This window comes from Flavobacterium sp. UW10123, from assembly GCF_040538975.1.
In the GTDB taxonomy this organism is placed as follows: Bacteria; Bacteroidota; Bacteroidia; order Flavobacteriales; family Flavobacteriaceae; genus Flavobacterium.
Genome location: NZ_JBEWQE010000001.1, coordinates 209,876 through 235,495, shown reverse-complemented (window position 1 = coordinate 235,495; position 25,620 = coordinate 209,876). Strand labels below are relative to the sequence as shown.

The following is a 25,620-nucleotide window of genomic DNA, read 5'->3' as shown; positions in this document are numbered from 1 at the left end:
ACGTATAATCGTAATTCCATTCTAATTCTACCAACCAGACATTCCTACGGAATGTTTTCTTTTGATTTAAAACTTAGAATTTTTATAAGTAACTGGACAAGTCTCCAATTCATCTTCTGCTTTGTGTTTCTTGTAATACAAGTACACTATCACAGAAAGAATACAGATAACTCCTTGAAGCGCAACAGTGGCTCTTACACCTATAAAGTGAGAAACATACCCAATAATTAAACTTCCCACAGGAATCATTCCTTGATAAGCCATCATATAATAACTGATGCTTCTAGAACGCATACTAACAATACTGTGCGTCTGAATATAAATATTGATAGAAGAAGTTTGGCCCATCATTCCGATTCCGCTTAGCGTCATACAGATTAATGCAATCGTAATACTGCTTGAAATGGCTAGAATAATTATGCTAAATCCTAACAATAAGCTTGCGGCAATCATTAGTTTTCCCATATTCTCAGCCGATTTTAAATTGGCTAAATAAACGGCAGATAAAACAGAGCCAATTCCGGCAGCGCTTTCAAACCAACTGAAAGTTTCGGCGTTTCCGCTAAAAATGTCTTTCGCAAAAACAGGCATCAAAGTGTTAAAAGAAATTACAAATAAACTGCTGCAGGTTAACATTAAGAGCATTCTTGCCATTTCGGTTTCTTTTTTTACATAATCTAGACCTTCTATAAGATCGTCCAGCATTTTAAGTTTATTTTCGGCTTTAATATGCGGTGTAATTTTCATCATCATTAATGAAATAAGTACAGGAACATAACTCACAAAGTTTCCGATAAAACAAATATCTTCTCCATATTGGTGCAGAATAATTCCCGCAAGCGCAGGACCCGCGATTCTGGCAAAGTTGTTCATAGTTGAGTTAAGTGCAACCGCGTTGGGAAGATCTTCTTTATTGTCGACAATATCAATCATCATGGTTTGACGGCACGTCATGTCAAAAGCATTGATAATTCCTTGAATAAGACTCAAAGCCAGAATAAAATTGATATTATAAATTTTGAGATAAATCAGTAAAGCTAAAGTTCCCGCCTGAAGCATAGCAAGAGATTGTAAAAACAAAATGGTTTTATGTCTGTCGTAACGTCCAATAATACTTCCCGCAAGAGGTGCAAGAAACAAAGACGGAATCATGCTTAAGAAAGTTGCCAAACCCAATAAAAATACCGATCCTGTAATACTGTAAACCATCCAGCTTACAGCGGTTTTCTGCATCCAAGTTCCGATAACTGAAACAGATTGTCCGTAAAAGAACAACTTGAAATTTCTTGATTTTAAGGCTTTAAACATGATCTTTATTATTTGATACAAAGGTCGGGATTATGATTTCATTAGAAAAATTAATAATTTTACTCATAATAAGTAGTAAAACTTATCAATATGGAAATCTATCAATTGCAATATTTTATTAAAACAGCTGAGGTTTTGCACTTTACCAAAGCAGCAGAATTGTGTTTTGTAACGCAATCGGGGCTTTCGCAGCAGATTAAAAAACTCGAAGAAGAACTCGGAATGCCATTGTTTAAGAGAATTGGCAAGAAAGTGCAATTGACAGAAGCTGGAGCTGTTTTTCTAATTCATGCCAAAAAAGTGGTTGAAAATGTTGAAAACGGAAAACAGGCAATTGAAGATTTAAACGAAATGATTGGCGGCCAACTCCGAATTGGCGTAACCTATATCTTCGGATTATTGATTCTGCCCGTTGTAAACGCCTTTGCCAAAAGATATCTGAATTTAAGAATAGTTGTAGAATACGGTACAACAGAAGCATTAGAACAAAAACTGATTAATAATGAATTGGATTTGGTTCTGGTTATTTCATCACACGAAATTGGTCCACCAATCCAGAAAGTGCCTTTGTTTACTTCAAACATGGTTATGGCGGTTTCAAAATCGAATTCTTTAGCTGAATTAGAAAAAATACCGTTTAAGAAATTAGATGAAGTACCGTTGATTCTTCCGGGAAAAGGTTCCAATTCAAGAGAATATGTTGAATTGCTGTTTGCAAAACACAACATGAACCCGAAGATTTCGATAGAGTTAAATTCAATTCATGCGCTATTGCAAATGGTAGAAAACAGCGATTGGGCAACCATTGTAGCCGAAAAAGCCCTGAAAGGCTGGGAGCATAGTCTAAAAGCCATTCAGATTACAGGAGTCGTGACCAAACGAGATTCGTTTATGCTGACTATTGGCAGCTATCAGAAAAAAGCAGTGAAGCTGTTTATGGAAGAATTTCGAAAAAGTATAAACGAATCTTAATTTTACTTTTTAAACTCAATTTTTTTTGTGTTATTTGCAGACCAAAATAGAAAGGTGTCCGAGTGGTTTAAGGAGCTAGCCTGGAAAGCTAGTATATGGGTAACTGTATCGAGGGTTCGAATCCCTTCCTTTCTGCAAAATTTTAATTAAATAATACCAAACCTCGAAATCTATATTTCGAGGTTTTTTATTTATTGTCTCTATTACCAAATTATAGACTACAATATCAACGCCCAAAAAACTTATTGAATAAAAATTTTGGGCAATTTGATTTTACAATATTTGCATGGGAAAATCAGCGGCAATTAATTTCAGGATTATATATTACGAACACCTTTCGAAAAATCTGTTGAACAATGTCTCAAAAATTTAAAAATAAATATCGAATTCCATCTTCGCGATTGCAAAATTGGGATTATGGTGCAAATGGTGCTTATTTTATAACTATTTGTACTAACAATAGAGAATTTTATTTTGGAGATATTATTGATTCTAAATTGGAAGCATCGGAATTAGGAATATTGGCAGAAAAATATTGGTTAGATATTCCAGAACATTTTCCGTATGTCGAATTGGGTAATTTTGTGATTATGCCAAATCACGTTCATGGGATTTTAATTATCGATAAAAACGCATCGGTTTCCGAACCCGTAGAGACGCGATTAATCGTGTCTCTACCCGAAACAATATATAAAACAGGTGGTTTTGCTGGGAATAAAAACCCCATGCTGCACGATAATATTTCGAGAATTATAAGATGGTATAAAGGAAGATGTTCTTTTGAGATGAAAAAAATACATGCAGATTTTGGTTGGCAACCGCGTTTTCATGATCATATCATTAGAAATGAAAAATCTTTTGAAACCATACAAAATTATATAGAGAACAATCCGTTGAATTGGGATAAAGACAAATTTTATGGAAAATAAAACAAAAACAATCCCGAATAACGGTAGAGACGCGATTAATCGCGTCTCCATTTTTTAGAAAGATTAATCGCGTGTCTATTTTTTAGAGAGATTATTCAATTAAAAATAAATCAGTTTTAAGGATAATGATTTAAAGCAAAAGAGAGTTTAATGATTTATAAATCAAAAAATATTGATTCATTAGATCTTGCAAAAAATCTAAAAAAAAGAAAAAATCACAAAAACATAGTCCTAAAAAGTTATTTTCAAAATACGGTTTCTCACATTATTTTATTCTAGAAATATTATATATTTGGCTCCTGTGTAATATAAATAACTTGATGGATTTACCTCCTTATTCGCCAGGATTGCATAAACTGGTTACCTTACATGTCGACGAAATTTCTAAGCTTACCAACAGTAAAGGGTTTGTTGCAGTTACCAATTCTATTTTAGAAAAATATGATCTTGAGAAAGTTGGCGTTGTAGTGCATGATTTCGAGAACGAAAGTTTTACAATTTCGTACTGCCTGAAAGAATCTCATATTTGTATACACACTTGGCCAGAATACAATCAGCTTACATTAGACGTTTATTTGTGTAATTATCTTCAGGATAATTCGGAAAAAGTACGCGCTGTAATGGCGGATTATGTTGCCTATTTTGAAGCAGAAATTATTAAAGATTTTGAAATTAACCGATAAGATATGAAGATTCCTTGTTACGATTGTAATACAGAAACCGAGTTAGAGGTTGGTTTTGAAGTTATCAATTTTGTTTGTCCGAAATGTCACAGTTTATACGCTCGTGATAACGAAGGAAAGTTTAGAAGAAAAAACAAATATAAATCAGTAGAGAATGATGCTCCTTTAGCAATTGGTGATGTTGGATTTCTAAAAGGGAGCAATTATAAGGTTACTGGAATTTTGTTCAAAAGTGTTCAAAGTTATAAATGGACTGAATTTATACTTCAAAATGATAAGAACGAGTTTCTTTATCTTTCGCTTTCACAAGGCCATTGGATTGTATTAACTGAAATGGAAGAGACTTTTAATGTTAAATCTCATCCTTTGATTTTAGAACATGATGGTCTGGATTATGATATTTATGATTATTCGAATACTCAAATCATTAACGCTGAAGGTTTTTTTGATTTCGAATTGCCACAGAATACCATAATTTATGTTGTTGAGTATATAAGACCACCTTATATGATTTCTATTGAATCAATACATAAGGTGGATACGGCATTTTATGGCGAATACATAAAAAAAAGCGAGATAAGAAAAGCGTTTAAGAAAGTTTATCTGCCTTATCAATCAGGAACAAATATTATTCAGCCGTCTCGTTTTGATCTCAGAAATACAGCTATTATTTTTTGTGTTATTGCATTGCTGATTATTATTTCGAATTGGCTTATTTACAAAGATCAGCCGGAACAGAATGTTTTTTCAAAATCAATAAAATTTAGTGAATTCGATAATAAAGAAATTACAAGTGAAGCTTTTGTTTTAAAAGGCGGATCGGCTCCAATGACAATCAGGGTCTCTTCAGATGTTGATAATTCGTGGGTAAATCTTAATATTGCCTTGATAAACGAAGATAACGGTGATGAAATTTATGCTAATAAAGACTTAGAATACTATCATGGTTATACCGATGGAGAGTCTTGGATAGAAGGAAGCCAATCTGAGAAGTTTAATATTTGTGGTGTAAAAGCGGGTAAATATCATCTTTTAATAACGCCAATGAAAGCTCCAGAAGATGCTACTAATACTGAAATGCGTGTAAATGTGATCTGGAACCAATCTTCTAGCAGAAATGTTTGGCTGGTTATTATCGGTATGATTGCCATTTATTTTATAATACGATTTTTTAAATTGAGTTTTGAAAGAGATAGATGGGCTGACAGTTCTTATTCTCGCTACCAAGATTAAACAAATTATGGAAAGAATTTTCGATTTTATACGCAACAATATTACATCCTTACTTATTGGATTGGCTTGTTTTGGGGTTTATCTTTATTTTACTATTGCAGGAAATAGAATCTGCGATTGCGAATCGACAGAAAATTATAAATCAACATCGAGCGGAAGCCGTTCATCATACAATCATTTTTACCACAAATAAAAACTATCAAATATGGAATTATTTCACGCACAGCCAATAGTAAACTCAATTCTTTATTCTTTTTTAGGAATAGTTATTTTGCTAATCGGTTATTATATTATCGAAAAATTGACTCCAGAGAATACTTGGAAAGAAGTTGTAGAAAAAAATAATATTGCTGTTGCCATTGTTTTGGCAGCATTTATCATCGGAATCTCGATGATTATTAGTGCTGCAATTCATGGGTAAAAAGTTTCTTAGGTTTGAGTTTCTTTTACTCTTTGCCGTATTTATAATTGCCACCTGCGGACTTATTTATGAGTTGGTTGCAGGAACGTTGGCGAGTTATTTATTAGGCGATTCGGTAAAACAGTTTTCATTTATTATCGGCGTATACCTGTTTTCTATGGGTATAGGCTCTTTTTTTTCGAAGTTTTTCAATAAGAATCTGCTGAACACTTTTGTAGAAATCGAAATTCTGGTCGGACTTATCGGTGGTTTGAGCTCAGTAGTTTTGTTTCTGCTTTTTGAAAATGTCGGTTCTTTTCAATTCATTTTATATTTATTTGTTTTCGTAACCGGATTTTTGGTCGGATTGGAGATTCCGCTTTTAATGAATATTTTAAAAGACAGAGTCGAGTTTAAAGATCTGGTTTCGAATGTTTTTACTTTTGATTATATCGGAGCGCTTTTGGCTTCTATTCTATTTCCGTTGGTTCTAGTGCCAAAATTAGGCATCATGGGAACTTCTCTTTTCTTCGGAATGATTAATGTTAGTATTGCTATTGCATTGTGCTTTTTATTGAAAAGAGAATTAAAGAAACCGTCTCTATTAAGAGCAAAAGCAGTTTTCTCTTTTCTTGTATTATTAGCTGTTTTTATTTTTTCAAATGATATTCTCGCGTTTTCAGAAGGGAAGTTGTACGGAGAAAATATCATTTATACGAACTCAACACCGTATCAGCGTATCGTTTTAACGCATAATAAGAGCGATTACAGGCTTTATTTGAACAATAACCTACAATTTAGTTCTGCTGATGAATATCGTTATCACGAGGCTTTAGTTCATCCCGCGATGTCGATGGCAAAAAGTGTCGAAAATGTTTTGGTTTTAGGCGGTGGAGATGGACTTGCAGTGCGTGAAATCCTGAAATACAAAGACGTAAAGAAAGTAACTTTGGTAGATTTGGACGAAGGAATGACAAAGCTGTTCAAAACCAATTCGGTGTTGACGAATTTCAATCAGAACTCGTTGAATGATCCTAAAGTTACCGTAATCAATACCGACGCTTATATTTGGGCAAAAAACAACAAAGAAAAATATGATGTTGCGATAATCGATTTCCCGGATCCATCCAATTATAGTTTGGGGAAATTGTATTCGCTTAATTTTTATCAAACCATAAAAACCATTTTAAAACCCGATGCGGCAGTGGTAATACAAACCACTTCACCTTATTTTGCTCCAAAATCTTTTTGGTGTATCAATAAAACGGTGATGCAGGTTTTTCCGCAGGTTGATGCATATCATGCGTATGTTCCGTCTTTTGGAGAATGGGGGTATACTATCGCGATTAATGGTTTCGGAACTACTTTTAATACCGTAAACCGAAAAGCTGACGGATTGAGATTTTACAATTATCAATTCGACCGATTTAATTATTTTACGAATGATATGATTTCGAATCAAATTGAAATCAATCGTTTAGACAACCAGATTTTAGTACGCTATTTTGATGAAGAGTGGGGAAAACTGCAATAAATCCAGAAGGAGTTTTATAAAAGTAGTTGGAGCGGCTTTAATTGCGGTTCCGTTTCTGCAGTTTTGTTCGGATAAAATTGCGGTACTGATGATTCGTTTATCGGGAACAAAACATTTGCTTGGGCATCGTTTATGGATTAAAGATTTTCCTAAACCAACTAAACAGATTGAGATCCCTTATTTGATTGTTGGCGGAGGAATTTCAGGTTTAAGCGCCGCTAGACAATTCCATAAAAAAGGAATTTCAGATTTTTTAGTCGTAGAATTGGAGAATCATTTGGGTGGAAATTCTTCCAACGGAGAAAATAAGTATTCCAAATATCCTTTGGGAGCGCATTATTTGCCTTTACCGAATTTTCAAGATAAAGAACTGCTTCATTTTCTGGAAGAAGAAAAGATAATTCAAGGTTATGATGAAAAAGGATTTCCTGTTTTTGATGAATTACAATTGACTTTCGCACCAGACGAGCGTTTGTTTTACAAAAACAATTGGCAGGAAGGCGTAGTTCCAAAAGAAGGAAATTTAGTTTCTGATGATTTGGAATTTGATAAATTCTTCAAAAAAATGGATACTTTTAGAACTGCCAAAGGCGAAGATCAAAAGTATTTGTTTGATATTCCGCTTTCTCTTTCTTCTAAAGACGAAAGGACTAGAGCTTTGGATAAAATTACCATGAAACAATGGTTTAAAGACAATCATTTTACGTCTGAACCTTTGTTTAATTATATCGATTATTGCTGTAAAGACGATTTTGGATTGGGAATTGAATACGTTTCGGCTTGGGCGGGAATTCATTATTTTGCAGGAAGAAAACAAGATTGTACGTCCGAAAAGCACGACAGCGTTTTAACGTGGGCCGAAGGAAATTCGCGTTTAGCCAATCATCTGAAAAAATATACAAGAGACAAAACGCTCAAAAATCATTTGGTTTTTGATGTCAAAGTAGAAAACAATAAAGTGATTGCAAAAGCTTTTGATGATGTCAATAAAATATCGGTTGAGATTATTGCCGATAAAGTGATTATGAGTTCTCCGCAGTTTGTCAATCAGTATTTGATAGAAGGCAGAAAAGCGTTTACGAAAGATTTTCATTATACGCCTTGGCTTTTGGCGACTTTAGTAGTTAATGATTTAACAGATAATTTTAGTTTTCCGCTTTCGTGGGATAACGTAATTTATGATGCAAAAGGTTTGGGATATGTGTATGATCAGCATCAGACTGTGAATCAGGTTCAGGATAAAAAAGTCATTACGTACTATTATAGTTTTTCTTCGGCTGATTTGAAGAAAACCAGAAAAGAGCTTTATAAAAAAGATAAAGAATACTGGAAACAGTTTGTTCTGAACGATTTAAAAGTAGCGCATCCGGATATTGAAGAATATACAGAAGATATAGAAGTGTTTTTATTGGGTCACGGAATGATTTCGCCTGCGCCGGGATTTATTTTCGGAGAATCAAAGAAGCAGGCTAAACAGAATATTGAAAAGAAGATTTATTTCGCTCATAGTGATTTATCAGGAATTTCGATTTTTGAAGAAGCTTTTCATCAGGGAATTAATGTTGTAAATGAAATTGTAGATGGAACAACCTTGGATTCATAAACCTAAAACCGATTTGGCTTTTATAATTGGTCCGTCATTTTTTGTATTGGCGACCATCTTTATTTTTCAGGATTATATTGCTCAGATTGAAGAGCATTATTCTTTTTATACTTGGCTTTTTCTGATTGTTTTTATAGACGTAGCGCACGTTTATGCGACTTTATTCAAAACCTATTTTGTAGCCGATGAATTCCAGAAACAAAAAAGAAGATTGATTCTGTTGCCGCTTATTTGTTTTGTAACGGGAATTGTGCTTTTCTCTTTTGGAAGTTTAGTTTTTTGGTCGTTTCTGGCTTATGTAGCTGTTTTTCATTTTATAAGACAGCAATACGGTTTCATGAGATTGTACGCCAGAAAGGAAACGAAAACCAAAATTTCGGTTTGGATTGATAATCTTACCATTTATGCTTCAACAGGATATCCAATGCTGTATTGGTTTTTTTCGTCTAAGCGAAAGTTCAACTGGTTTGTAGAAAATGAGTTTTTAAGGTTTGAAAACCAAAGAATTCTAGAAATTCTGTTTTGGATTTACATTGGGATTTTAGTTTTGTATGTAGTTTACACCGCGATAAAATCAATTCAGAATCGGTTTTTTAATATTCCGAAAAACAGCATTATTTTGGGAACGGCTTTGTCGTGGTATTTCGGAATTATCTATTTTAATGACGATTTGATTTTTACTTTATTGAATGTCGTATCGCATGGAATCCCATATATGGCTTTAGTTTATTTTAAAGAAATTGACGGAAAATCGGAAGCTGAATTGGGGCGATTGTCTTTCCTAAAACAATATAAAGGTCTTTTAATTTACATTGTAATTTTGCTTTTGATTGCCTTTTCGGAAGAATTCCTTTGGGAACTTTTTGTTTGGAATGAGAATATTAGCATCACAAATTTTGATTTTTCGAGTTGGCAGATTTTATTGGTTCCTTTGCTTACTGTACCACAGTTTACACATTATTTATTGGATGGTTTTATTTGGAAAACCAAAAAAGGATCTAGAGTTTAATTTCAAACAAACTAAAAGAACCTTCTTTATAATGTTCTGGTAATTCGTTTGTCCATTCAATAGTACTGATTCCTCTATAAGTGAAACCACAACTCGTGTAGTACTTATTTATTCTTTCATTGCCACTATGTGTGTCAAGCCTAATATATTCTTTACCGTTTTGTTTGGCATATTCTTTAGTCCATTCTATAATTTTTTTGACATAAGATTGTCCTCTGAATTTTGGATTTGTGGCAATGCGATGAAGATAAACTGCAGGATCTTTACTGGCTTCTTTCCAAATAATTAAATCATTAAAAGTGAGTACAAATGTACAAGCAACTTCGTTTCCTTCTTTGATTATATAATGACGATTTTCGGCAATTTCTTTTTCGATTAATGTTCTTTCAAAACCTCTCCAACTTTTATTATTTACTGTTTTTTGATAAGATGTAGCTTCATTGTAAATATCAAAGACAGCATTGATATCCTGAGTTGTAGTTTTAAGGAATTCCATTATTTGGCTTTATTCTGTAGATTAATGAATCTTCAAAGATAGATCTTTCAATAGCTTTAGACAGGCGAAATGCTTAATTTATGTTTTTTTTATCAGATTTTAGCCAGACTACATTTTGTTCTGATTCGTGATTTTGACTAATAATGTCTCTGTACAATTCTGGTCTTCTAGCTTTTATATAACGATGTCCTCCAGCCTGAATGCATTTTTCTGGCGTAAGTACAGCTGTTGCAAAAGAATCTTCAAAAGTGCGACATTCTGATAAAATATCTCCAAAAGGATCAATAATCATAGAACAGCCGTTTTTTAACTGATCGTCGTCCATGCCAATTGGGTTCGAAAATATCGCATAAATAGCATTGTCGTAAGCTCTTGCTGGAAGCCATTTCATTAACCAATCACGGCCTTTCATTCCGTCAAATTCTAATCGTAAAGAAGTTGGGTCGGTTTCGCGCATTTCCCAAAGCTGCGGTGCCACAAAACCAGCGCCAGGTCGGGTAGATGGCGTGCACATAGTTACGTGTGGCATAAAAATAATGTCGGCACCTAGAAGTTTTGTGGCACGAACATTTTCTATAATATTATTGTCATAACAAATTAGAATACCGCATTTCCAACCCTCAATTTCAAAAATGCAATAACGGTCACCTGCGGTTAAATATGGATTTATGAACGGGTGTAATTTTCGGTACTTCGCCAGTAAACCGTTTTTATCTACACAAACATAAGCTTTAAAGAGATTGTTGTTTTCGTCTTTTTCGAAGAGTCCGGCTAATATTACTATGTTATTCTTTTTAGCAATTTCAATCAGTTTTAAAATGCTTTCTCCACTCGGAATTAATTCTGCCAAGTCAAGCATTTGTTCTTTTGATAAATTTCTTGCAAATGTGTATCCCGTTATAGAGCACTCATGAAACGAAATCACATCGCAGCCTTCGATTGATGCTTTTCGAGAAAGATTTTCAATTACAGATAGGTTATATTTTTTATCGCCACTTTTGTTTTCAAACTGAGCTGTGGCTATTTTAAGATTTTTCATTTAATGTGCTATTAATTTTAATCAAAAATAGCGGCATCAGTATTTTATAGATTGTATAAAACCGACATTTTAGAATGTTGTCGTCGGAAATGTTTTTATAAGATTATTGGTTAGTTTTCCGCTGTTGCTTATGTATTCGGTTGGAGTAATTCCAGTATGTTTTCTAAATTCTTTTATTAAATGGGATTGATCTGAAAATCCGGCATCATAAGAAATTGATGTCAGATTTATATCTTCGGTTTTGTCTTTTAATAATTTTAGAAAATGATGCAATCTTATCACATTGCCAAATTTCTTCGGATTTAACCCAACGCATTCTTTGAATTTTCTTTCAAGATGCCTTTCAGTGTAACCAGTATATTCAACCAATTGTTTTATTGAGAAATGTCCTTTATTGTTAACAATAAAATTTAGAGAACTATTTATCAGCAGTTGGTTTGAGCTCGGTTTTGCTATGATGGATCTAAAAAAACGATTTAAATGCTCAATGCGTGTTGTATTATTTTGCTCAGACAATTGCTCTTGAAGGGTTGAGGTTTTTTTGCCAAATATATCTTCAACAGGAATTATAGAATCGTGAAATTCATTGGCAGGAAGTCCTAATAATTGATTTATTCCGTTGGGCTGAAAAACGACAATGATCAGCATAATTTCATTTTCAGAATAAAGATCTTTGTAGCTGCTCAACTGCCCGTATACAAATGAAGTGGGCAGATAATTCTTTACTTCGTATTTATTTATTTCAGCAATAAGTTTGTTTTTTATAGAGAAAACAAGACCCGTATTGCCATCTGAAAATAAGCGGAATTTTTGCAGCGCAGTTTCTGGATCATCTAAAAAAAGATAATGCTTGATATACGGTAATAAATCTTTTGGAACAGAAGCCTGCATGACAAATTAATTTATAGCAACATACAAAGTTATCTTTATTTTGTTTGAAAATATTTTACTAAATGCAATTTGTAAAACTAATTTATTTCTGTAAAGCAGTTTTAACCTGAGGCATCATTCTTTCGACAAACATTTTATAAGCAGTTTCAGAAGGATGCAGGTCGTCTGAAGCAACTAAGTTAGGATTGTTAAGGCCTTGTCTGGTAATGTCGGTAATTGAAATAAACGCAACATTTTTGGAGATGCAACAGTTTTCAGCAAAACTGTTATACTGATTTATCTCGTTCGAAATCTTCATTCGGTTTGAATCGGTATAGTTTGCAGCAAATGGAGTATAGGCATAATCTGGAATCGAAAGCACAATCACTTTTTTGTTGTTGCCTTTGGCCAATGCAATTGCCTTGTTGAGTAATTCTGGAAATTCTTTTTCGTAAACTGAAAAATCTAAATGTTGGTATTGATTGTTGACGCCAATTAAAAGTGTTACCAAATCATAATTTGATTCTGGATTTTGAGAATTGATTGCTGAAATTAAATTTGCAGTGGTCCATCCTGTTGTCGCAATGACTTTTAATGAAAAAGCAGTTTCGGGATAAATTGTCTGTAATTTAGTTTTGAGCTGTTCCGGATAACGGCAGGTTTCACAGACGCTTTGGCCAATGGTGTAACTGTCGCCTAAAGCAAGATAATTTACGGATTTTGAAATCGGAGTTGTAGGAACTTCTTCAGTGGGCGGAGTTGTTGCCGGAGGAGCCGAAATGTTCTCAGAATCTGATTGTTCAGTGCTGCAACTTAATAAAAATATGCTGAGTATAACAATAACTATTTGTTTGAAATGCGGTTTCATAATTTTGACAAATTAGGTTTGTGAACATCTTAAACAAATAGTTACGTTAAATAGGTGTTTTTGGATTAAACCATTTCAGTTTTCATCAAAATATCTTCTTCAATGGCATTCCACAGTGCGATGCGTTTTTCTAAGGCAAGAATAGAAACTTCTTCAACTTCTTTCCATTTTTGCGCATCGTTTTCACACAATTCTGTAATCATTGTCATTGCCATAGGACCGTGCTCATCGGCATCTAGTTCTATATGTCTTTCAAAATAGTATAACAATTTTGCTAAATCGCTTTCTGGAAGGTTCTTCTGGAAGTTTTTCAAGATTTCAGTAAACATACTCGGAATCAAATCCTCTCTTCCAAAAGTAAACGCAGCTGCAATCTCGTGTGGTTTTCCTTCTTCGATAACTCTAAAAGTAAAATCTAAAAAGGCTTTTACATTTGGATGAAGCGAACTTTGTTTAATGGCCACAAAAATGTTATGAAGAGAAGTTACTTCTGATAAAAATTTTAAAACTCCAGTAGTATCTGCTCCACAAGCTTCCATAGCCTCTAGATACATTTCGTAGTGGCTTTGTCTTCTTCCGTCAATACTTAAATCTGTTTCTTCTGCAAGAACAATTTCATTAATTAAATATCTAGTTTCCGGATTTTTTGTAGCAAACCAAGGTGTGGTTGTACAAGTAAGTTTAGCTTGTAAAGCTTTTAATAATGACATAAAATCCCAAACAGCAAAAACGTGAGTTTCTAAAAAGCTGTGTAAGTCGTCTATATTTTGAATCTTATTGTATAAAGAATGGTTTAAAAGTTGATCTTTTTGAGGTTGTATGCTTTTGTTTATCGTTTCGATATTCATTTTTGAAATAATTTTGATGCAAAGATAAAAAGCTTCTCCGTCAAGAAGAAGCTTTTCGCATTGATTTTATGTATATTTTAATAATCGCAGATTATTTAAATGCTGGAATTCCAGTCACATCCATTCCTGTTATAAGCAAATGTATGTCGTGAGTACCTTCGTAAGTAATAACACTTTCAAGGTTCATCATGTGACGCATGATAGAGTATTCGCCAGTAATTCCCATACCTCCGAGCATTTGTCTTGCTTCTCTGGCTATATTAATTGCCATGTTTACATTATTGCGTTTCGCCATAGAAATCTGTGCGGTTGTTGCTCTGCCTTCATTTCTTAAAACACCTAAGCGCCAAGTTAATAATTGTGCTTTTGTAATTTCGGTAATCATTTCAGCCAGTTTTTTCTGCTGTAACTGTGTTCCTCCAATTGGTTTTCCAAACTGAATTCTTTCTTTTGAATATCTTAAAGCCGTATCGTAACAATCCATTGCAGCTCCGATTGCTCCCCACGCAATTCCGTAACGAGCAGAATCTAAACAGCCAAGCGGAGCACCAAGACCAGATTTATTTGGCAAAAGGTTTTCTTTTGGTACTTTTACATTATCAAAAATTAATTCTCCCGTTGCAGAAGCACGTAGTGACCATTTGTTATGAGTTTCTGGAGTTGTAAAACCTTCCATACCGCGTTCTACAATTAAACCATGAATTCGGCCTTCTTCATTTTTAGCCCAAACAATAGCAATATCAGCAAACGGAGCATTAGAAATCCACATTTTGGCACCGTTTAAAAGATAATGATCACCCATATCTTTAAAATTGGTAATCATACTTCCCGGATCAGAACCATGGTCTGGTTCTGTTAAACCAAAACATCCGATGTATTCTCCCGTAGCAAGCTTTGGCAGATATTTCATTCTTTGTTCTTCGTTTCCATATTTCCAAATCGGATACATTACTAACGATGATTGAACAGATGAGGTAGATCTTACGCCAGAATCACCTCTTTCAATTTCTTGCATAATTAGGCCATAAGAGATTTGGTCTAATCCTGCTCCGCCATATTCTACCGGAATATAAGGGCCGAAACCGCCAATTTCTCCCAGACCTTTAATAATTTGTTTAGGAAATTCAGCTTTTTGAGCATATTCTTCTATAATAGGAGAAACTTCTTTTTTAACCCAAGCACGAGCAGATTCGCGAACCAATTTATGTTCGTCTGATAATAAATCGTCTAGGTTAAAATAATCTGGGGATTGAAATAGGTCTGGTTTCATGTTTTTTAATTTTTAGCAAAGCAAATTTACACAATAAAAATATAACAAATACATGTTAAATTGTTATATTTTTTTAGTGGAAAAATAATATTAATAGGAATTTGGCAAATTAATTGTAGTTTATTGATAATTTATAGACTATTTTTGAATACCAAAAACAAACTTAAATGAGGCTGATCATCTCTTTTTTCTTTTTATTATTAATATTTTCTAGTGGGACTGCTCAAATCAAAGAGGAACTCACGGAACAAAAGTACTTAGAATTACAAGATAAAATTCGTTTCAGCATGAATGGTAACTTTGATCAAGGTCTTGAATATGCGTCTGAGTTAAAAAAATCTAGCAATAATGAACACATAGCATTTGCTTATGGTGCAGGATCATATCTTTATCAATTAAAAAATAATAGAGCTAAGAGTGATGAATGGTTTAGCAAGGCATTAGCTTATTATAATAAACTCCCAGAATCTGTTCAAAAAATAAATCTTAGAGCTTACCTATATAATTATAGAGGGTTGATAGAATGGAAGAGACGAAACTTTAGTAATGCTCTTACTAATTATCAGGAAGGAATTAAACTCTCTATCAAAACTAATGATGTTATTCAGATTGTAAAGTTTAAAAGTAACATCGCCTTGGTTAATGAAGCTGTGGGTAATTATGAACTCGCCGTTAAAAATCTTAGACAAAACAGTGACTTTTTGGACAAGAACGAAAATCTTTATGAGAAAGACCAATTTCAGAATAGTAAAAGTAACATTTATACGAATCTAGGGAATGTCTACGAAGGTTATTATATGAAGAATCGAAGTAAAGCAGTTTTACTTGATTCGGCCGAATACTTTTACAAAAGGGCGATAACCTATTCTCAAAACTATATGGATAACAAAATGACGGCTACTTTAAGTCTAGGAAATATCTATTTGTTGAAAAAAGATTTTAAAAATGCCGAGAGATCTTATTTTGATATTGCAATGTATGCGAAACAAAATAATGACGAAGACTATTATAAGACTGCAAATTATAATTTGGGAGATCTTTATTATGCTCAAAAGAAATACGATAAAGCTCTGATATTCCTGAAAAAAGTTGATTCGCTTTATCTTAAGGAGAAGAAAATAGATATCAGCTATTTTCAGTCCAATTATGTTCAGGCGAAAATTTATAATATTCAAAACGAGCCTGAATTGGCCTTTAAGCATTCTAAAATTTATTTAGATGCTTATGAAAAATATGAGGGGCAACTGCGGGAAGAAGCTTTAGAAGTTAATTATAAATTGGGTACTGCAAATCTAAGTGATGAGATGTTGAGCATTCAAGAGAAGTATAAATATGAAGTTTTATGGAATAAAGCTCTAAAAGTCTTCTATGTTATTTTGGTAGTTGGTATTGTATTTTTCTTAATTAAAAATATTCGAGATAAAAATAAAGCTCAGAAAAAAATGAACGCTTTAATTGAAGAATTTAAAGCTAATCTTGAGAAAAAAGAAATTGAAAAAGCTGACCTCGAAAAAGCAGCATTAGAAAAAACTATAGTTTTGGAAGACTTTCCAGAATTGGAAGATGCTCAGCTTAAAAAGGAAAACGCAAATCTTAGTATCGATGAAGCGAAAGAAAATAAAATTGTAGAAAAATTATTGGCACTAGAAGAAAAACTAGAATACTTAAATGCAGATTTTACACTTTCGTATGTTGCTAAAAAAATTAAAACCAATACAACCTATTTGTCCTATGTTGTCAACAAAAGATTCGGAAAATCTTTTGGAGAATATTCGAATGAATTAAAGATTAATTATGTTATTAATCAAATGATTACAAATCATTTATATCGTAAATATTCGACTCAGGCAATTGCAGAAAGCGTTGGTTTTAAAAATGCAGTTTCATTTGCAAAATCGTTTCGCAAAAGAACTGGAGTATCTCCAGCTCAATTTGCGAACAATATTTAAAGCTGAATTATTAACCGTTTCCTCCTCCATTAGTTTTAATAGGATAGCTTACAACAGGCGGGTCAATAGAATCGTTATCGCCTCCTCGAATAATTCTTTGAGTTTTTTTGTCTATTTTTTCTAACTCGAAATCTTTGAATGTCAATATTTTAGTTTTCATATCTTTCTTTTTGGATTGTTTTATTTGGATTTTTTAGTGTTTATTTAATAAGAATCAGCCGTTTCCACCTCCATTAGTTTTAATAGGATAGCTTACAACAGGCGGATCAATAGAATCGTTATCGCCTCCTCGAATAATTTTTTGAGTTTTTTTGTCTATTTTTTCTAACTCGAAATCTTTGAATGTCAGTATTTTAGTTTTCATATCTTTCTTTTTTTGGATTGTTTTATTTGGATTGTTTTATTTGGATTGTTTTATTTGGATTGTTTTATTTGGATTGTTTTATTTGGATTTTTTAGTGTATATTTAATTAGAATCAACCGTTTCCTCCACCATTAGTTTTAATAGGATAGCTTACAACAGGTGGGTCAATAGAATCGTTATCGCCTCCTCGAATAATTTTTTGAGTTTTTTTGTCTATTTTTTCTAACTCGAAATCTTTGAATGTCAATATTTTAGTTTTCATATCTTTCTTTTTTTGGATTGTTTTATTTGGATTTTTTAGTGTTTATTTCATTTGAATCAACCGTTTCCGCCACCATTAGTTTTTATAGGATAGCTTGTAGGCGGATTAGTAGAATCGTTGCCTCCACCTCGGATAATTTTTTGAGTTTCTTTATTAATTTTTTCTAGTTCGAAATCTGCTAATGTGAATGTTTTCTTTTTCATGCCTTTGAATTTTTAGTTTATATTTTTGCAATATTAATCTGTCAAAATTTGCTTTTTGCAACATTGTTAAATGCCACAAAAAAGCGCTAAAATTGGTTTATGCTATAAGTTTTTTTGAGTTTTATTAGCCAAAAGCAGTAAAAAAATCGAGCTTAACTTGTAGGAAAAACTTCTAAATTATTGTTTTGCTTTTTGCTTTTAAGGGAGTTTTTTTACTTCCGATTTGAGGTTTTTTTGACGATTTGAAGCCGTTTTCTAGACCTCTTTTTTATGATTTTTTTTCTTCAAAATCATATGATTTTCTTGTCCTTATTTTCATGTTTTTCAATGTTTGAATTATTACTTATCCAAAACTAGAGAAAAAGCGAAACCGTTAATCGAAAATGGCCTTTGTGAGCTTTTTGAAAAGAAAAATATGTTGTAATGCGTTGTTTTATAATTAGTTGTGTCTTGCACTATACTTGGTATAATTTATAAATTGTATGTGGTATAATTAATAAAATGTATGTGTATATGCGATTTTTATCAATAAAAACCCCAATCTTTGCAGTGTAATTATGATTTAAAAACAATCAAAAGCGATGTTAAAACTGGTCCAAAAATTTCTGCAAATTAATCGATACTCAGACATCAAAAATGAGTTCAAGGATCTGTTTTTGTCTCATCCAAATTATCCGAGTTTGTTTGCCATTACAGACTCGTTTGATTTGCTTTCTGTGGAGAATGCAGCTGTAAGGGTTTCGAAAGAGCAGATTGAAGATTTGCCTTCTAATTTTTTGGCATATTTTAAAGATGAATTAATATTAGTTGAAAAGATTAAAAGCGGTGTTAAAATCACCACGACAAAAAAAGGCAATCAAAAATTATCTTATGATAAATTTCTTTTAGATTGGAACGGTGTAATTGTTGCCATTGAGCCAAACAATGTAGTAGCAAGAGAAAATTTAAAAATCGAATATAATTGGTTGAAATATTTTCTGCCTCTTGCACTTGTAGCTGGATTGTCTTTTTACTACAATCGTTTTGATTGGTTTAGTACTTCATTTTTGGTAACATCGGTTCTTGGTTTAATAGTAAGTATATTTATTGTTCAGGAAAGATGGGGAGTTAAAAACACAGTAATTTCTAAATTTTGTAATTTAAGTTCTAATTCTTCTTGCCATTCGGTAATAAGTTTCAATGACGACATTGCAAATAGATGGTTAAGTTTTTCAGATTTACCATTGCTTTTCTTTAGTTCAAGTACAATTGCAATACTAGTTCAGCCTTTAAGTTCAGCAATTTTTATTGGTTTCTTGAGCCTACTAGCTATTCCTGTAATAGTTTGTTCGATCTGGATTCAAAAATTTGAAATTCAAAAATGGTGCATAATGTGTCTTGCAATATCATTTTTAATATTAGTTCAGAGTATTGTTTGGTTTTCGTCAGATCTTTTTACGCTAAGTTTCAGTTTTAATGAAATTTTCCCTTATGTATTTTCTTTATTGCTATTAATACCAATCTGGGCGACAGTTAAAGTAATGATAAGAAAAATGCTTGATAATGAAAACTCTCTAAAAGAGCTTAAAAAATTTAAAAGAAATTACTCATTATTGAATTTCTTATCTAAAAAAGTAAAGTATAATAAAGGATTTGAAGATCTAAGAGGCTTGACATTCGGTAATAAAAATGCAGGAGTTAGACTCTCTGTAATTCTTAGCCCAAGCTGCGGACATTGTTATAAAACTTTTCAAGAAGCTTTTGATTTAGTATTGAAGTTTCCAGACAAAATATTTTTGAATGTTCTTTTTAATATTAATCCAGAAAATAATGACAATCCTTATAAAGCAGTTGTAGAAAGACTTTTAACTATTAACAGAACTACACCTGGAAAAACAGTTGAAGCAATTTCGGATTGGTATATTAAAAGAATGCCGCACAAGAAGTGGCTTAAAAAATGGAATGTTGATTCTGTAAGCATGATGATAAATCAGGAAATTCAGAAACAATATGATTGGTGCTCTATGAACAATTTTAATTATACACCCATTAAAATTGTCAACGAAAGGCTATTTCCAAATGAATATGAATTGAATGAATTGAAGTATTTCTTAAACGATTACGTAGACGAAGTTCAAATTTTGGAGAAAATAGCTTAAAAAATACAGAAGCTTCGACTGTTAAAAATAGAAGAGAATAACCCAACCCCCGATTAAAAAAACCTGCAGTTATGTTAAAGAACATTTTGAAATTGAAAGGTGCAGTAGAGTTGACTGCGAATGAACTGAAAACAATAAATGGAGATCATGCTCCTATTTGTGAAGATGGATTTAAGGCTAAAAGATGTACCGAATTTGGAACCGTACCATCGCACTGGAACTGTATACCAAATAGTTATGTTGGAAGCTGCTAAAGAAAATTTTTAAGGTATCAAGTTATTGAAGATTTGAGGCCTAAACCAAAAAACGTAAATAACCAGTTATGTTAGAAAAAATTTTAAAAAGCAAAGAAACAAGAAAGCTGACAAAAAAAGAGCAGAAAAACATTTTGGGAAATGAGTATTTACAAGAACTCAATTGTCATGATGTTGCTGTTGTGGAAAAATATAATGCTTGTTAATTTTTATAATTAAATAGATAACGGAGAAAAAAACTCTGTTACTATTTAAAAAAAGGTATTAATTATGATAAAGAAGATTTTAAAGCTTGAAGGTGCTCAATACATTAACAAATTTGAGCAGAAAACCATGAAAGGAGGAATTCCCGAATGCTGGATTCATGCTTTAGAAGCAGGGTGCTTTTTAATACCGCCAGGCGAAACTTGTCCTCTAAATACATCATCGGGTATTTGTGAAACAAGTCGTCTTTGTTGTTGAATTTTTAACTTTTTTAAAAGTAATACGATATAGCCTTATTTAGAATTTAGTCATGTTTTTTTTGAATGTATAGGCGCTCGATCGTGGAACATTGAGCAAATTCTCAGTATTGATGATTGGTACTGAGATTCTTAGGAGTTGGCCGTTAGGTTGTTTTTATTTGGTTAGGGTAACCGCGGCCATGTCCTAAAGAAATTGTGTTGCTAAAATTTGTTTTTAAATACTGAAACAGAGAAGATTTAGATCTTCTCTGTTTTTTTATCTACCTAGTTGCCTTCTTAAAAAAGAGTTCTCTTCTTCCAATTTTTGATTGTATTTAATTATAATTTCTATGATATTTAGATAGGATGAATGATCTAGTTGTTCATTTTTTTGAATTATTTTATTTCTGTTTTTCAGATCGTCAATACTTTTATCTAAGATTCTAGCAAAACGTTCCCATTCATTTTCGCGTATCTTTGTAATGCCTCTTTCTTTTTTAGAATAAGTAGTCTGTTCCATGGCAAGCATTTCGGCCATTTCCTTTTGAGTTAATCCTTTTTCTTTTCTGGCTTTTATTAAATTTTCATGTTCCATCCGCAATAAATAAAAGCTAATATACAGTTATTTCTTAATAAATTTTAAATATTTTTTTTGTTTTCCTAAAAATATCCTAAAAAATTCCTACAAAAATGAATTATATGATTTTGGTTTTTATGAATTTTGAAAAAATAAAAACAATCTAAAATTTTAAAATTGATCGCGACAAGTTTTGATTTTTTTTGATTTTTTCAATGTATAATTTAAAATTTTAAAATTTTAAAATTTATGAAAACACAAAAAATGAGTCTTGCTAATGCACAAGGGAAATTATCAAGAAAAGAGATGAAGACTATTATGGCAGGGAGTGGAGTATATGATGAAAACAAAAAAGGCTGTGGAGTCTGTTCTAGCGCATATGATTGTGGATCAGGCTGTAATGCGTGCGATGGACGTTCTTGTTTTACGTTTAAATAGTCATAAGCTTCTTATACATAAATTAGTGTTAAAAGTAGGGAATCTTATTCAATTAAGATTTCTTGCTTTATATTAAACTTAATAAATGGACACATGAAATTAAAACTAACAATTTTCTTTTGTTTCCTTTCATTTCTAATGGTAGCACAGGACAACTTTGTGTTAAATAGTGTTTGCTCAAAAAAAGCTAATGCAAAAAATATTTATTTGAGATATAAAGTCAATGGCAAAAGCATTACAAAATCTTCAGTGATTTATAACAATAAATTTGTATTTAAAGGAGAAATTGATTTTCCTGTTAAAGCAATCATTTGTACTGACGCTAGATTCTATATGACAAATTTAAATTCAAAGATAATTTATTTGGAGCCCTGTATAATGAATGCTGTAATCGATTTTGATGATTTGAATACTACAATTATAAGTGGTTCTAGAACCAATGATGAGTTTTATGCATTGGAGAATACAACGGAAAAGGAAAAAATTCACAAGCAAATTGATTCAATCAGAGAAGTTAGTAGATTGTATACCGTTAAAATGACTACAGTAAATGATAGTTCTTTAAAAATTCAATTTCAAAAGAGTTTAGATTCGCTTGATAATCAGTTGGATCAATTGGTGGATCAAAATATAAAAATAAATAGACAATCTAATTTTGAATTTATAAAAAAAAATCCAAATTCATTTATAACACCTGACTTATTAGATCGCCTTTTGGTAGATGCAGATCAACAATTTCCATATGATACAATCAAAAATTTATATGATAAATTAACACCAGAAGTAAAAAAATCATATGGAGGAAAACAATTTGCTAAAAAATTAATTGATTTTGAAAGTAGTAGAATCGGAAGCCCAGCACCTGATTTTAAAGTAATAGATATAAATGCTGACGTATTACGACTAAGCTCTTTTAAAAACAAAAAATATGTGCTTCTTGATTTTTGGGCAACTTGGTGTGCTCCTTGTCGAGAAGATTTTTCTTTCCTAAAAGAAGTGTACTATAAAAACAAAGATAAAGGCTTTGAAATTATATGCGTTACAAGGGATGAAAAATTAGATTTATGGAGAAATACTGTAAAAAAGGAAAATATTGATAAATGGAAACATTTTTCAATCAAAGAAAACAAAAGCAGAATTGAAGACACCTATGCAGTAGCAGCAATTCCGGTAAAAGTCTTAATCGATAAAGATGGAAATATCGTTGGCAGATGGATAGGCAGCAGTGCAGAAATCAAAGCAGAAATTGAAAGAATAATTACTAAAATATTTAACAACTAATCTATAAATACCACTTGCAAATAAGCAATTACAAACAACTTCCTCTTGATTCTAAATAATGTTTAATTTATTAATAATTAAAAAAAAGTCTTCATGTAAATTTTGTCAAATTTTTACCAAAAAGCAAGATGTATTTCATATAAAAAGTTTCTTTTAGGAAAGAAATCAATAAAAAATTATTGCAAAATGCAATAGATTATATGAATGCCTCAATTAAAATTTTAATCGAAAAAATGAACAACGAGTTAAATTACCTATTCCAATATCTTAACAAAGAAAATATAAACATTGACAAAGATGAATTTTTATTTCAAAATCAGTCACATCCTGATTATCCTTCCTTGCTATCAATTGCTGACACATTAAGTTTCTTTAATATTGAAAATGCAGTAATTCGAGTTGAAGCTTCTAATATTAAGTTATTGCCAAACCATTTCGTTGCTTTTTTGAGTAAAGAAATGAATAAGCCACAACTCTACTTTTTTGAAAGAAAAGATAATACCTTTTTTTACCACAAAGATAAAAAGACATTAGCAATTTCTGAATCAGAACTTGAATCACGGTGGAATGGTATTGTACTTTTACTAGAGAAACCGGAAAATGTAGAAGTCTTAAAATCAAATAAAAATTCTGTGTGGTTGGCTTTACAAATCTTCGCTTTTGTATTATTCATGTTGGGGCTTTATCAATTTGAGATAAATTTTTCAACTAAATTTTTTGTTGTTTTTCCAATAATTGGTATTCTTTTTTCTGTTGTTGCCCTCAAAGATTTGTTTGGTGCAAAAAGCACATTGCTTAATGGTTTTTGCAATGAGACAGCATCCACTAGTTGTACTACTGTGGTAGATTCTACTAAATGGAAAATTTTTGAAGTTGTAAATTTTAGTGACTTGAGCATTGTCTTCTTTGTTTCCCAATTCTTTGGCTTACTGGTGTTCTTATTTTCTGACGATGCCACAGATTATTTTACAATTCAAAAAATATTGCTTTTAGCATCCATTCCTGTTTTATTTTTATCGGTATATTATCAAAAGTTCGTCGAGAAAAAATGGTGCCCTATTTGCATAGCTATTATTTCGATTATCCTTTTAGAACTAAGTTATTTGACTGTTTTTCAAAATATAGTTTTTGCAGTTTTAACTAAATCAGTACTTGTTTTTGGATTTATTTTTTTATTTATTAATCTAATTTGGTCAGCTTTGAAAAAATTACTTACTAAACAGAAAGAACTGAAAGAATATCAATTAAAAGCTATTCGATTTGAACGAAATTATGATATCTTCAAAAATTCATTACTTGCAAAAGGCAAAATTCAATTGCCACAAAATCATATAATACTTGGCAACAAAGAAAGTAAAACCATAATTACAGTTATTTCAAGTCCGTTTTGTGGCCATTGCAAGGGAGCACACAAACTGATGGAAGCTATTTTAGAAAAACATCATAATGATCTACAAATACAAGTGATATTAAAAGCAAATATTGAAACAGAAAGCAAAGACAATAAAAAACTATTTAGAAGTTTGATGAAAATATATGAGCAAAATGGTGAATTTGATTTTATAAAAGCATTAAATAATTGGTTTGAGATTAAAAAAATATTGGAATGGTTTAGTTTGTTTCCTATAAGCACAACTGCCGAATTTGATGGAATATTTACCTCTCTATACAAATGGTGTGAAGAAAATGAATATAATTTCACACCCACCATTTTTGTCAATGGTTTTGAATATCCAAAGACATACAATAGAGAAAGCCTTGAGTTCTTTATAAATGATTTAATAGAAGATGAATTTTAAAAATACTAAAATGAGATTAAAATCAATAGCAGTAATTACTTGCTGGTATGGAGATTATCCTTGGTATTTTCCTTATTTTATAAATTCATGTACATTTAATCCAAGTATAGATTTTTACATTGTTACAGATAATTTGGGCACAATACTTAACAAACCAGATAATGTAATAATTGTTTTTAAAACCTTAGAGGCGTTGAAACTCGAAGCTTTAAAAAAGCTGGGTTTTGAGGTAAATATCGATTATCCATATAAATTGTGTGATTTTAAACCTGCCTATGGGTTTTTATTTCCCGAAATTATTGAGCAATATGATTTTTGGGGGCAAAGCGATTTAGACATTATTTATGGTAATGTTCGTGATTTCATTACAAATGAAATGCTTGATGAATATGATTTCATTAGTGTGAGACATGATTATACTACAGGATGTTTTGCCTTATATAAAAATTGTCCAATGATGAATACCTTTTTTATGAGAAGTAAAGATTACAAAAAGGTGTTTTCTAATTCAGAGCACTATTGTTTTGATGAATGTAATTTTGCTTGGGATGCATTAACGGCAGGAATGTCAATATTTAATTTAAATACTGAAATTGAAAGTTTTACCCATTTAATTAAAGCGGCAGAAATGTCAGGAGAGATTAAAGCTCATTTTGATTTTATACTGCTCGAAGGATTGACAGGTAAAATAACATTTGATAATGGAAGAATTTATTATAAAAATCAATTTGAAGGAATAATGTATCATTTATTTTGGCTCAAAAAGGATTATAAAGGCAATAAAAAAGTTCTTAAAGTGCCTGATAAATATTACATTAGCAAAACAAAAATTTACCATTCAAGGTAGAAA

Annotated in this window: 29 protein-coding genes and 1 tRNA gene; 18 read left to right on the top strand and 12 right to left on the bottom strand. The window is 31.7% G+C overall.

Annotation, left to right across the window (positions count from 1 at the left end; genetic code table 11):
* Nucleotides 1–66 precede the first annotated feature (66 nt).
* Nucleotides 67–1,308 (bottom strand): MFS transporter, encoded by a 1,242-nt coding sequence (locus ABXT06_RS01050; RefSeq protein ID WP_354589088.1) that lies wholly within the window; start codon nt 1,306–1,308, stop codon nt 67–69.
* A gap of 90 nt (nt 1,309–1,398) precedes the next feature.
* On the opposite strand from ABXT06_RS01050, the gene ABXT06_RS01045 reads away from it, so the two are divergent.
* From ABXT06_RS01045 to ABXT06_RS01000, 10 genes are all read left to right on the top strand, one after another.
* Complete coding sequence (locus ABXT06_RS01045; protein WP_354589087.1) at nt 1,399–2,280, top strand: LysR substrate-binding domain-containing protein; 882 nt, start codon at nt 1,399–1,401, stop codon at nt 2,278–2,280.
* Between the two features lie 48 nt (nt 2,281–2,328).
* A tRNA-Ser gene (locus ABXT06_RS01040) sits at nt 2,329–2,415 on the top strand.
* 221 nt (nt 2,416–2,636) lie between these two features.
* On the top strand, nt 2,637–3,209 hold the full coding sequence (locus ABXT06_RS01035; RefSeq protein ID WP_354589086.1) for a transposase: 573 nt from the start codon (nt 2,637–2,639) through the stop codon (nt 3,207–3,209).
* Between the two features lie 320 nt (nt 3,210–3,529).
* A complete protein-coding gene (locus ABXT06_RS01030) occupies nt 3,530–3,892 on the top strand; it encodes an S-adenosylmethionine decarboxylase family protein (RefSeq protein WP_354589085.1) in 363 nt (120 codons plus the stop codon).
* A 3-nt stretch (nt 3,893–3,895) separates the two neighbouring features.
* Nucleotides 3,896–5,125 (top strand): DUF4178 domain-containing protein, encoded by a 1,230-nt coding sequence (locus ABXT06_RS01025; protein ID WP_354589084.1) that lies wholly within the window; start codon nt 3,896–3,898, stop codon nt 5,123–5,125.
* Nucleotides 5,126–5,132: 7 nt separating this feature from the next.
* Nucleotides 5,133–5,318 carry a hypothetical protein gene (locus ABXT06_RS01020; protein ID WP_354589083.1) on the top strand — a complete coding sequence of 62 codons (186 nt, stop codon included), beginning with the start codon at nt 5,133–5,135 and terminating at the stop codon, nt 5,316–5,318.
* Nucleotides 5,319–5,330: 12 nt separating this feature from the next.
* On the top strand, nt 5,331–5,546 hold the full coding sequence (locus tag ABXT06_RS01015; protein ID WP_201999025.1) for a DUF350 domain-containing protein: 216 nt from the start codon (nt 5,331–5,333) through the stop codon (nt 5,544–5,546).
* Complete coding sequence (locus ABXT06_RS01010; protein WP_354589082.1) at nt 5,539–7,059, top strand: polyamine aminopropyltransferase; 1,521 nt, start codon at nt 5,539–5,541, stop codon at nt 7,057–7,059. Before ABXT06_RS01015 ends, ABXT06_RS01010 begins: the two co-directional genes overlap by 8 nt.
* The gene (locus ABXT06_RS01005) at nt 7,034–8,662 is read left to right on the top strand and encodes an NAD(P)/FAD-dependent oxidoreductase (RefSeq protein WP_354589081.1); all 1,629 of its coding nucleotides are present in this window, start codon (nt 7,034–7,036) and stop codon (nt 8,660–8,662) included. Before ABXT06_RS01010 ends, ABXT06_RS01005 begins: the two co-directional genes overlap by 26 nt.
* A complete protein-coding gene (locus tag ABXT06_RS01000) occupies nt 8,640–9,671 on the top strand; it encodes a hypothetical protein (protein ID WP_354589080.1) in 1,032 nt (343 codons plus the stop codon). The genes ABXT06_RS01005 and ABXT06_RS01000 overlap by 23 nt, the downstream gene beginning before the upstream one ends.
* Here the strand turns inward: ABXT06_RS01000 and ABXT06_RS00995 are convergent.
* The 6 genes from ABXT06_RS00995 to ABXT06_RS00970 all read right to left on the bottom strand — a co-directional run bounded on the left by ABXT06_RS00995 (nt 9,661) and on the right by ABXT06_RS00970 (nt 15,062).
* Nucleotides 9,661–10,167: a GNAT family N-acetyltransferase gene (locus ABXT06_RS00995; protein WP_354589079.1), complete on the bottom strand. Its 507-nt coding sequence runs from the start codon at nt 10,165–10,167 to the stop codon at nt 9,661–9,663. The genes ABXT06_RS01000 and ABXT06_RS00995 overlap by 11 nt on opposite strands.
* Nucleotides 10,168–10,240: 73 nt before the next feature.
* The gene (locus tag ABXT06_RS00990; RefSeq protein WP_354589078.1) at nt 10,241–11,206 is read right to left on the bottom strand and encodes a nitrilase family protein; all 966 of its coding nucleotides are present in this window, start codon (nt 11,204–11,206) and stop codon (nt 10,241–10,243) included.
* A 69-nt stretch (nt 11,207–11,275) separates the two neighbouring features.
* The gene (locus ABXT06_RS00985) at nt 11,276–12,097 is read right to left on the bottom strand and encodes a helix-turn-helix domain-containing protein (RefSeq protein ID WP_354589077.1); all 822 of its coding nucleotides are present in this window, start codon (nt 12,095–12,097) and stop codon (nt 11,276–11,278) included.
* Nucleotides 12,098–12,179: 82 nt separating this feature from the next.
* Complete coding sequence (locus tag ABXT06_RS00980; RefSeq protein WP_354589076.1) at nt 12,180–12,944, bottom strand: SGNH/GDSL hydrolase family protein; 765 nt, start codon at nt 12,942–12,944, stop codon at nt 12,180–12,182.
* Nucleotides 12,945–13,009: 65 nt separating this feature from the next.
* Complete coding sequence (locus ABXT06_RS00975) at nt 13,010–13,792, bottom strand: DUF3050 domain-containing protein (RefSeq protein WP_354589075.1); 783 nt, start codon at nt 13,790–13,792, stop codon at nt 13,010–13,012.
* A gap of 91 nt (nt 13,793–13,883) precedes the next feature.
* A complete protein-coding gene (locus ABXT06_RS00970; RefSeq protein ID WP_308853569.1) occupies nt 13,884–15,062 on the bottom strand; it encodes an acyl-CoA dehydrogenase family protein in 1,179 nt (392 codons plus the stop codon).
* Between the two features lie 167 nt (nt 15,063–15,229).
* On the opposite strand from ABXT06_RS00970, the gene ABXT06_RS00965 reads away from it, so the two are divergent.
* The gene (locus ABXT06_RS00965) at nt 15,230–17,011 is read left to right on the top strand and encodes a helix-turn-helix domain-containing protein (RefSeq protein ID WP_354589074.1); all 1,782 of its coding nucleotides are present in this window, start codon (nt 15,230–15,232) and stop codon (nt 17,009–17,011) included.
* A gap of 10 nt (nt 17,012–17,021) precedes the next feature.
* Here the strand turns inward: ABXT06_RS00965 and ABXT06_RS00960 are convergent, their stop codons facing one another.
* The 4 genes from ABXT06_RS00960 to ABXT06_RS00945 all read right to left on the bottom strand — a co-directional run bounded on the left by ABXT06_RS00960 (nt 17,022) and on the right by ABXT06_RS00945 (nt 17,840).
* Entirely contained in the window at nt 17,022–17,171 is a 150-nt protein-coding gene (locus ABXT06_RS00960; RefSeq protein ID WP_354589073.1) for an rSAM-modified peptide, read from the bottom strand.
* A gap of 54 nt (nt 17,172–17,225) precedes the next feature.
* The gene (locus ABXT06_RS00955) at nt 17,226–17,375 is read right to left on the bottom strand and encodes an rSAM-modified peptide (protein ID WP_354589072.1); all 150 of its coding nucleotides are present in this window, start codon (nt 17,373–17,375) and stop codon (nt 17,226–17,228) included.
* 112 nt (nt 17,376–17,487) lie between these two features.
* Nucleotides 17,488–17,637: an rSAM-modified peptide gene (locus tag ABXT06_RS00950; RefSeq protein WP_354589072.1), complete on the bottom strand. Its 150-nt coding sequence runs from the start codon at nt 17,635–17,637 to the stop codon at nt 17,488–17,490.
* 56 nt (nt 17,638–17,693) lie between these two features.
* Nucleotides 17,694–17,840, bottom strand: a complete 147-nt coding sequence (locus tag ABXT06_RS00945; RefSeq protein ID WP_354589071.1) for a hypothetical protein — start codon at nt 17,838–17,840, stop codon at nt 17,694–17,696.
* 581 nt (nt 17,841–18,421) lie between these two features.
* Between ABXT06_RS00945 and ABXT06_RS00940 the strand changes: the two genes are divergently transcribed.
* The 3 genes from ABXT06_RS00940 (at nt 18,422) to ABXT06_RS00930 (ending at nt 20,438) form a co-directional block, all read left to right on the top strand.
* Nucleotides 18,422–19,978, top strand: a complete 1,557-nt coding sequence (locus tag ABXT06_RS00940; protein ID WP_354589070.1) for a vitamin K epoxide reductase family protein — start codon at nt 18,422–18,424, stop codon at nt 19,976–19,978.
* Between the two features lie 71 nt (nt 19,979–20,049).
* On the top strand, nt 20,050–20,232 hold the full coding sequence (locus ABXT06_RS00935) for a hypothetical protein (RefSeq protein WP_354589069.1): 183 nt from the start codon (nt 20,050–20,052) through the stop codon (nt 20,230–20,232).
* A gap of 68 nt (nt 20,233–20,300) precedes the next feature.
* On the top strand, nt 20,301–20,438 hold the full coding sequence (locus ABXT06_RS00930) for a hypothetical protein (protein WP_354589068.1): 138 nt from the start codon (nt 20,301–20,303) through the stop codon (nt 20,436–20,438).
* A gap of 514 nt (nt 20,439–20,952) precedes the next feature.
* Here the strand turns inward: ABXT06_RS00930 and ABXT06_RS00925 are convergent.
* Nucleotides 20,953–21,270, bottom strand: coding sequence for a helix-turn-helix transcriptional regulator (locus ABXT06_RS00925; protein WP_354589067.1), 318 nt, complete (start codon nt 21,268–21,270; stop codon nt 20,953–20,955).
* Nucleotides 21,271–21,516: 246 nt separating this feature from the next.
* Here ABXT06_RS00925 and ABXT06_RS00920 point away from each other — a divergent pair, with 246 nt between their 5' ends.
* From ABXT06_RS00920 to ABXT06_RS00905, 4 genes are all read left to right on the top strand, one after another.
* Nucleotides 21,517–21,690: a hypothetical protein gene (locus ABXT06_RS00920; RefSeq protein ID WP_354589066.1), complete on the top strand. Its 174-nt coding sequence runs from the start codon at nt 21,517–21,519 to the stop codon at nt 21,688–21,690.
* A 93-nt stretch (nt 21,691–21,783) separates the two neighbouring features.
* The gene (locus ABXT06_RS00915; RefSeq protein WP_354589065.1) at nt 21,784–22,971 is read left to right on the top strand and encodes a thioredoxin-like domain-containing protein; all 1,188 of its coding nucleotides are present in this window, start codon (nt 21,784–21,786) and stop codon (nt 22,969–22,971) included.
* A 200-nt stretch (nt 22,972–23,171) separates the two neighbouring features.
* Nucleotides 23,172–24,770, top strand: coding sequence for a vitamin K epoxide reductase family protein (locus ABXT06_RS00910; protein WP_354589064.1), 1,599 nt, complete (start codon nt 23,172–23,174; stop codon nt 24,768–24,770).
* A 10-nt stretch (nt 24,771–24,780) separates the two neighbouring features.
* Complete coding sequence (locus tag ABXT06_RS00905) at nt 24,781–25,617, top strand: DUF6625 family protein (protein WP_354589063.1); 837 nt, start codon at nt 24,781–24,783, stop codon at nt 25,615–25,617.
* The last annotated feature ends 3 nt before the right edge of the window (nt 25,618–25,620 follow it).

Coding starts and splice junctions, on each gene's coding strand:
- ABXT06_RS01050 (WP_354589088.1), bottom strand. CDS start 1,308: ATGTTTAAAGCCTTAAAATCAAGAAATTTCAAGTTGTTCTTTTACGGA.
- ABXT06_RS01045 (WP_354589087.1), top strand. CDS start 1,399: ATGGAAATCTATCAATTGCAATATTTTATTAAAACAGCTGAGGTTTTG.
- ABXT06_RS01035 (WP_354589086.1), top strand. CDS start 2,637: ATGTCTCAAAAATTTAAAAATAAATATCGAATTCCATCTTCGCGATTG.
- ABXT06_RS01030 (WP_354589085.1), top strand. CDS start 3,530: ATGGATTTACCTCCTTATTCGCCAGGATTGCATAAACTGGTTACCTTA.
- ABXT06_RS01025 (WP_354589084.1), top strand. CDS start 3,896: ATGAAGATTCCTTGTTACGATTGTAATACAGAAACCGAGTTAGAGGTT.
- ABXT06_RS01020 (WP_354589083.1), top strand. CDS start 5,133: ATGGAAAGAATTTTCGATTTTATACGCAACAATATTACATCCTTACTT.
- ABXT06_RS01015 (WP_201999025.1), top strand. CDS start 5,331: ATGGAATTATTTCACGCACAGCCAATAGTAAACTCAATTCTTTATTCT.
- ABXT06_RS01010 (WP_354589082.1), top strand. CDS start 5,539: ATGGGTAAAAAGTTTCTTAGGTTTGAGTTTCTTTTACTCTTTGCCGTA.
- ABXT06_RS01005 (WP_354589081.1), top strand. CDS start 7,034: ATGAAGAGTGGGGAAAACTGCAATAAATCCAGAAGGAGTTTTATAAAA.
- ABXT06_RS01000 (WP_354589080.1), top strand. CDS start 8,640: ATGGAACAACCTTGGATTCATAAACCTAAAACCGATTTGGCTTTTATA.
- ABXT06_RS00995 (WP_354589079.1), bottom strand. CDS start 10,167: ATGGAATTCCTTAAAACTACAACTCAGGATATCAATGCTGTCTTTGAT.
- ABXT06_RS00990 (WP_354589078.1), bottom strand. CDS start 11,206: ATGAAAAATCTTAAAATAGCCACAGCTCAGTTTGAAAACAAAAGTGGC.
- ABXT06_RS00985 (WP_354589077.1), bottom strand. CDS start 12,097: ATGCAGGCTTCTGTTCCAAAAGATTTATTACCGTATATCAAGCATTAT.
- ABXT06_RS00980 (WP_354589076.1), bottom strand. CDS start 12,944: ATGAAACCGCATTTCAAACAAATAGTTATTGTTATACTCAGCATATTT.
- ABXT06_RS00975 (WP_354589075.1), bottom strand. CDS start 13,792: ATGAATATCGAAACGATAAACAAAAGCATACAACCTCAAAAAGATCAA.
- ABXT06_RS00970 (WP_308853569.1), bottom strand. CDS start 15,062: ATGAAACCAGACCTATTTCAATCCCCAGATTATTTTAACCTAGACGAT.
- ABXT06_RS00965 (WP_354589074.1), top strand. CDS start 15,230: ATGAGGCTGATCATCTCTTTTTTCTTTTTATTATTAATATTTTCTAGT.
- ABXT06_RS00960 (WP_354589073.1), bottom strand. CDS start 17,171: ATGAAAACTAAAATATTGACATTCAAAGATTTCGAGTTAGAAAAAATA.
- ABXT06_RS00955 (WP_354589072.1), bottom strand. CDS start 17,375: ATGAAAACTAAAATACTGACATTCAAAGATTTCGAGTTAGAAAAAATA.
- ABXT06_RS00950 (WP_354589072.1), bottom strand. CDS start 17,637: ATGAAAACTAAAATATTGACATTCAAAGATTTCGAGTTAGAAAAAATA.
- ABXT06_RS00945 (WP_354589071.1), bottom strand. CDS start 17,840: ATGAAAAAGAAAACATTCACATTAGCAGATTTCGAACTAGAAAAAATT.
- ABXT06_RS00940 (WP_354589070.1), top strand. CDS start 18,422: ATGTTAAAACTGGTCCAAAAATTTCTGCAAATTAATCGATACTCAGAC.
- ABXT06_RS00935 (WP_354589069.1), top strand. CDS start 20,050: ATGTTAAAGAACATTTTGAAATTGAAAGGTGCAGTAGAGTTGACTGCG.
- ABXT06_RS00930 (WP_354589068.1), top strand. CDS start 20,301: ATGTTAGAAAAAATTTTAAAAAGCAAAGAAACAAGAAAGCTGACAAAA.
- ABXT06_RS00925 (WP_354589067.1), bottom strand. CDS start 21,270: ATGGAACATGAAAATTTAATAAAAGCCAGAAAAGAAAAAGGATTAACT.
- ABXT06_RS00920 (WP_354589066.1), top strand. CDS start 21,517: ATGAGTCTTGCTAATGCACAAGGGAAATTATCAAGAAAAGAGATGAAG.
- ABXT06_RS00915 (WP_354589065.1), top strand. CDS start 21,784: ATGAAATTAAAACTAACAATTTTCTTTTGTTTCCTTTCATTTCTAATG.
- ABXT06_RS00910 (WP_354589064.1), top strand. CDS start 23,172: ATGAATGCCTCAATTAAAATTTTAATCGAAAAAATGAACAACGAGTTA.
- ABXT06_RS00905 (WP_354589063.1), top strand. CDS start 24,781: ATGAGATTAAAATCAATAGCAGTAATTACTTGCTGGTATGGAGATTAT.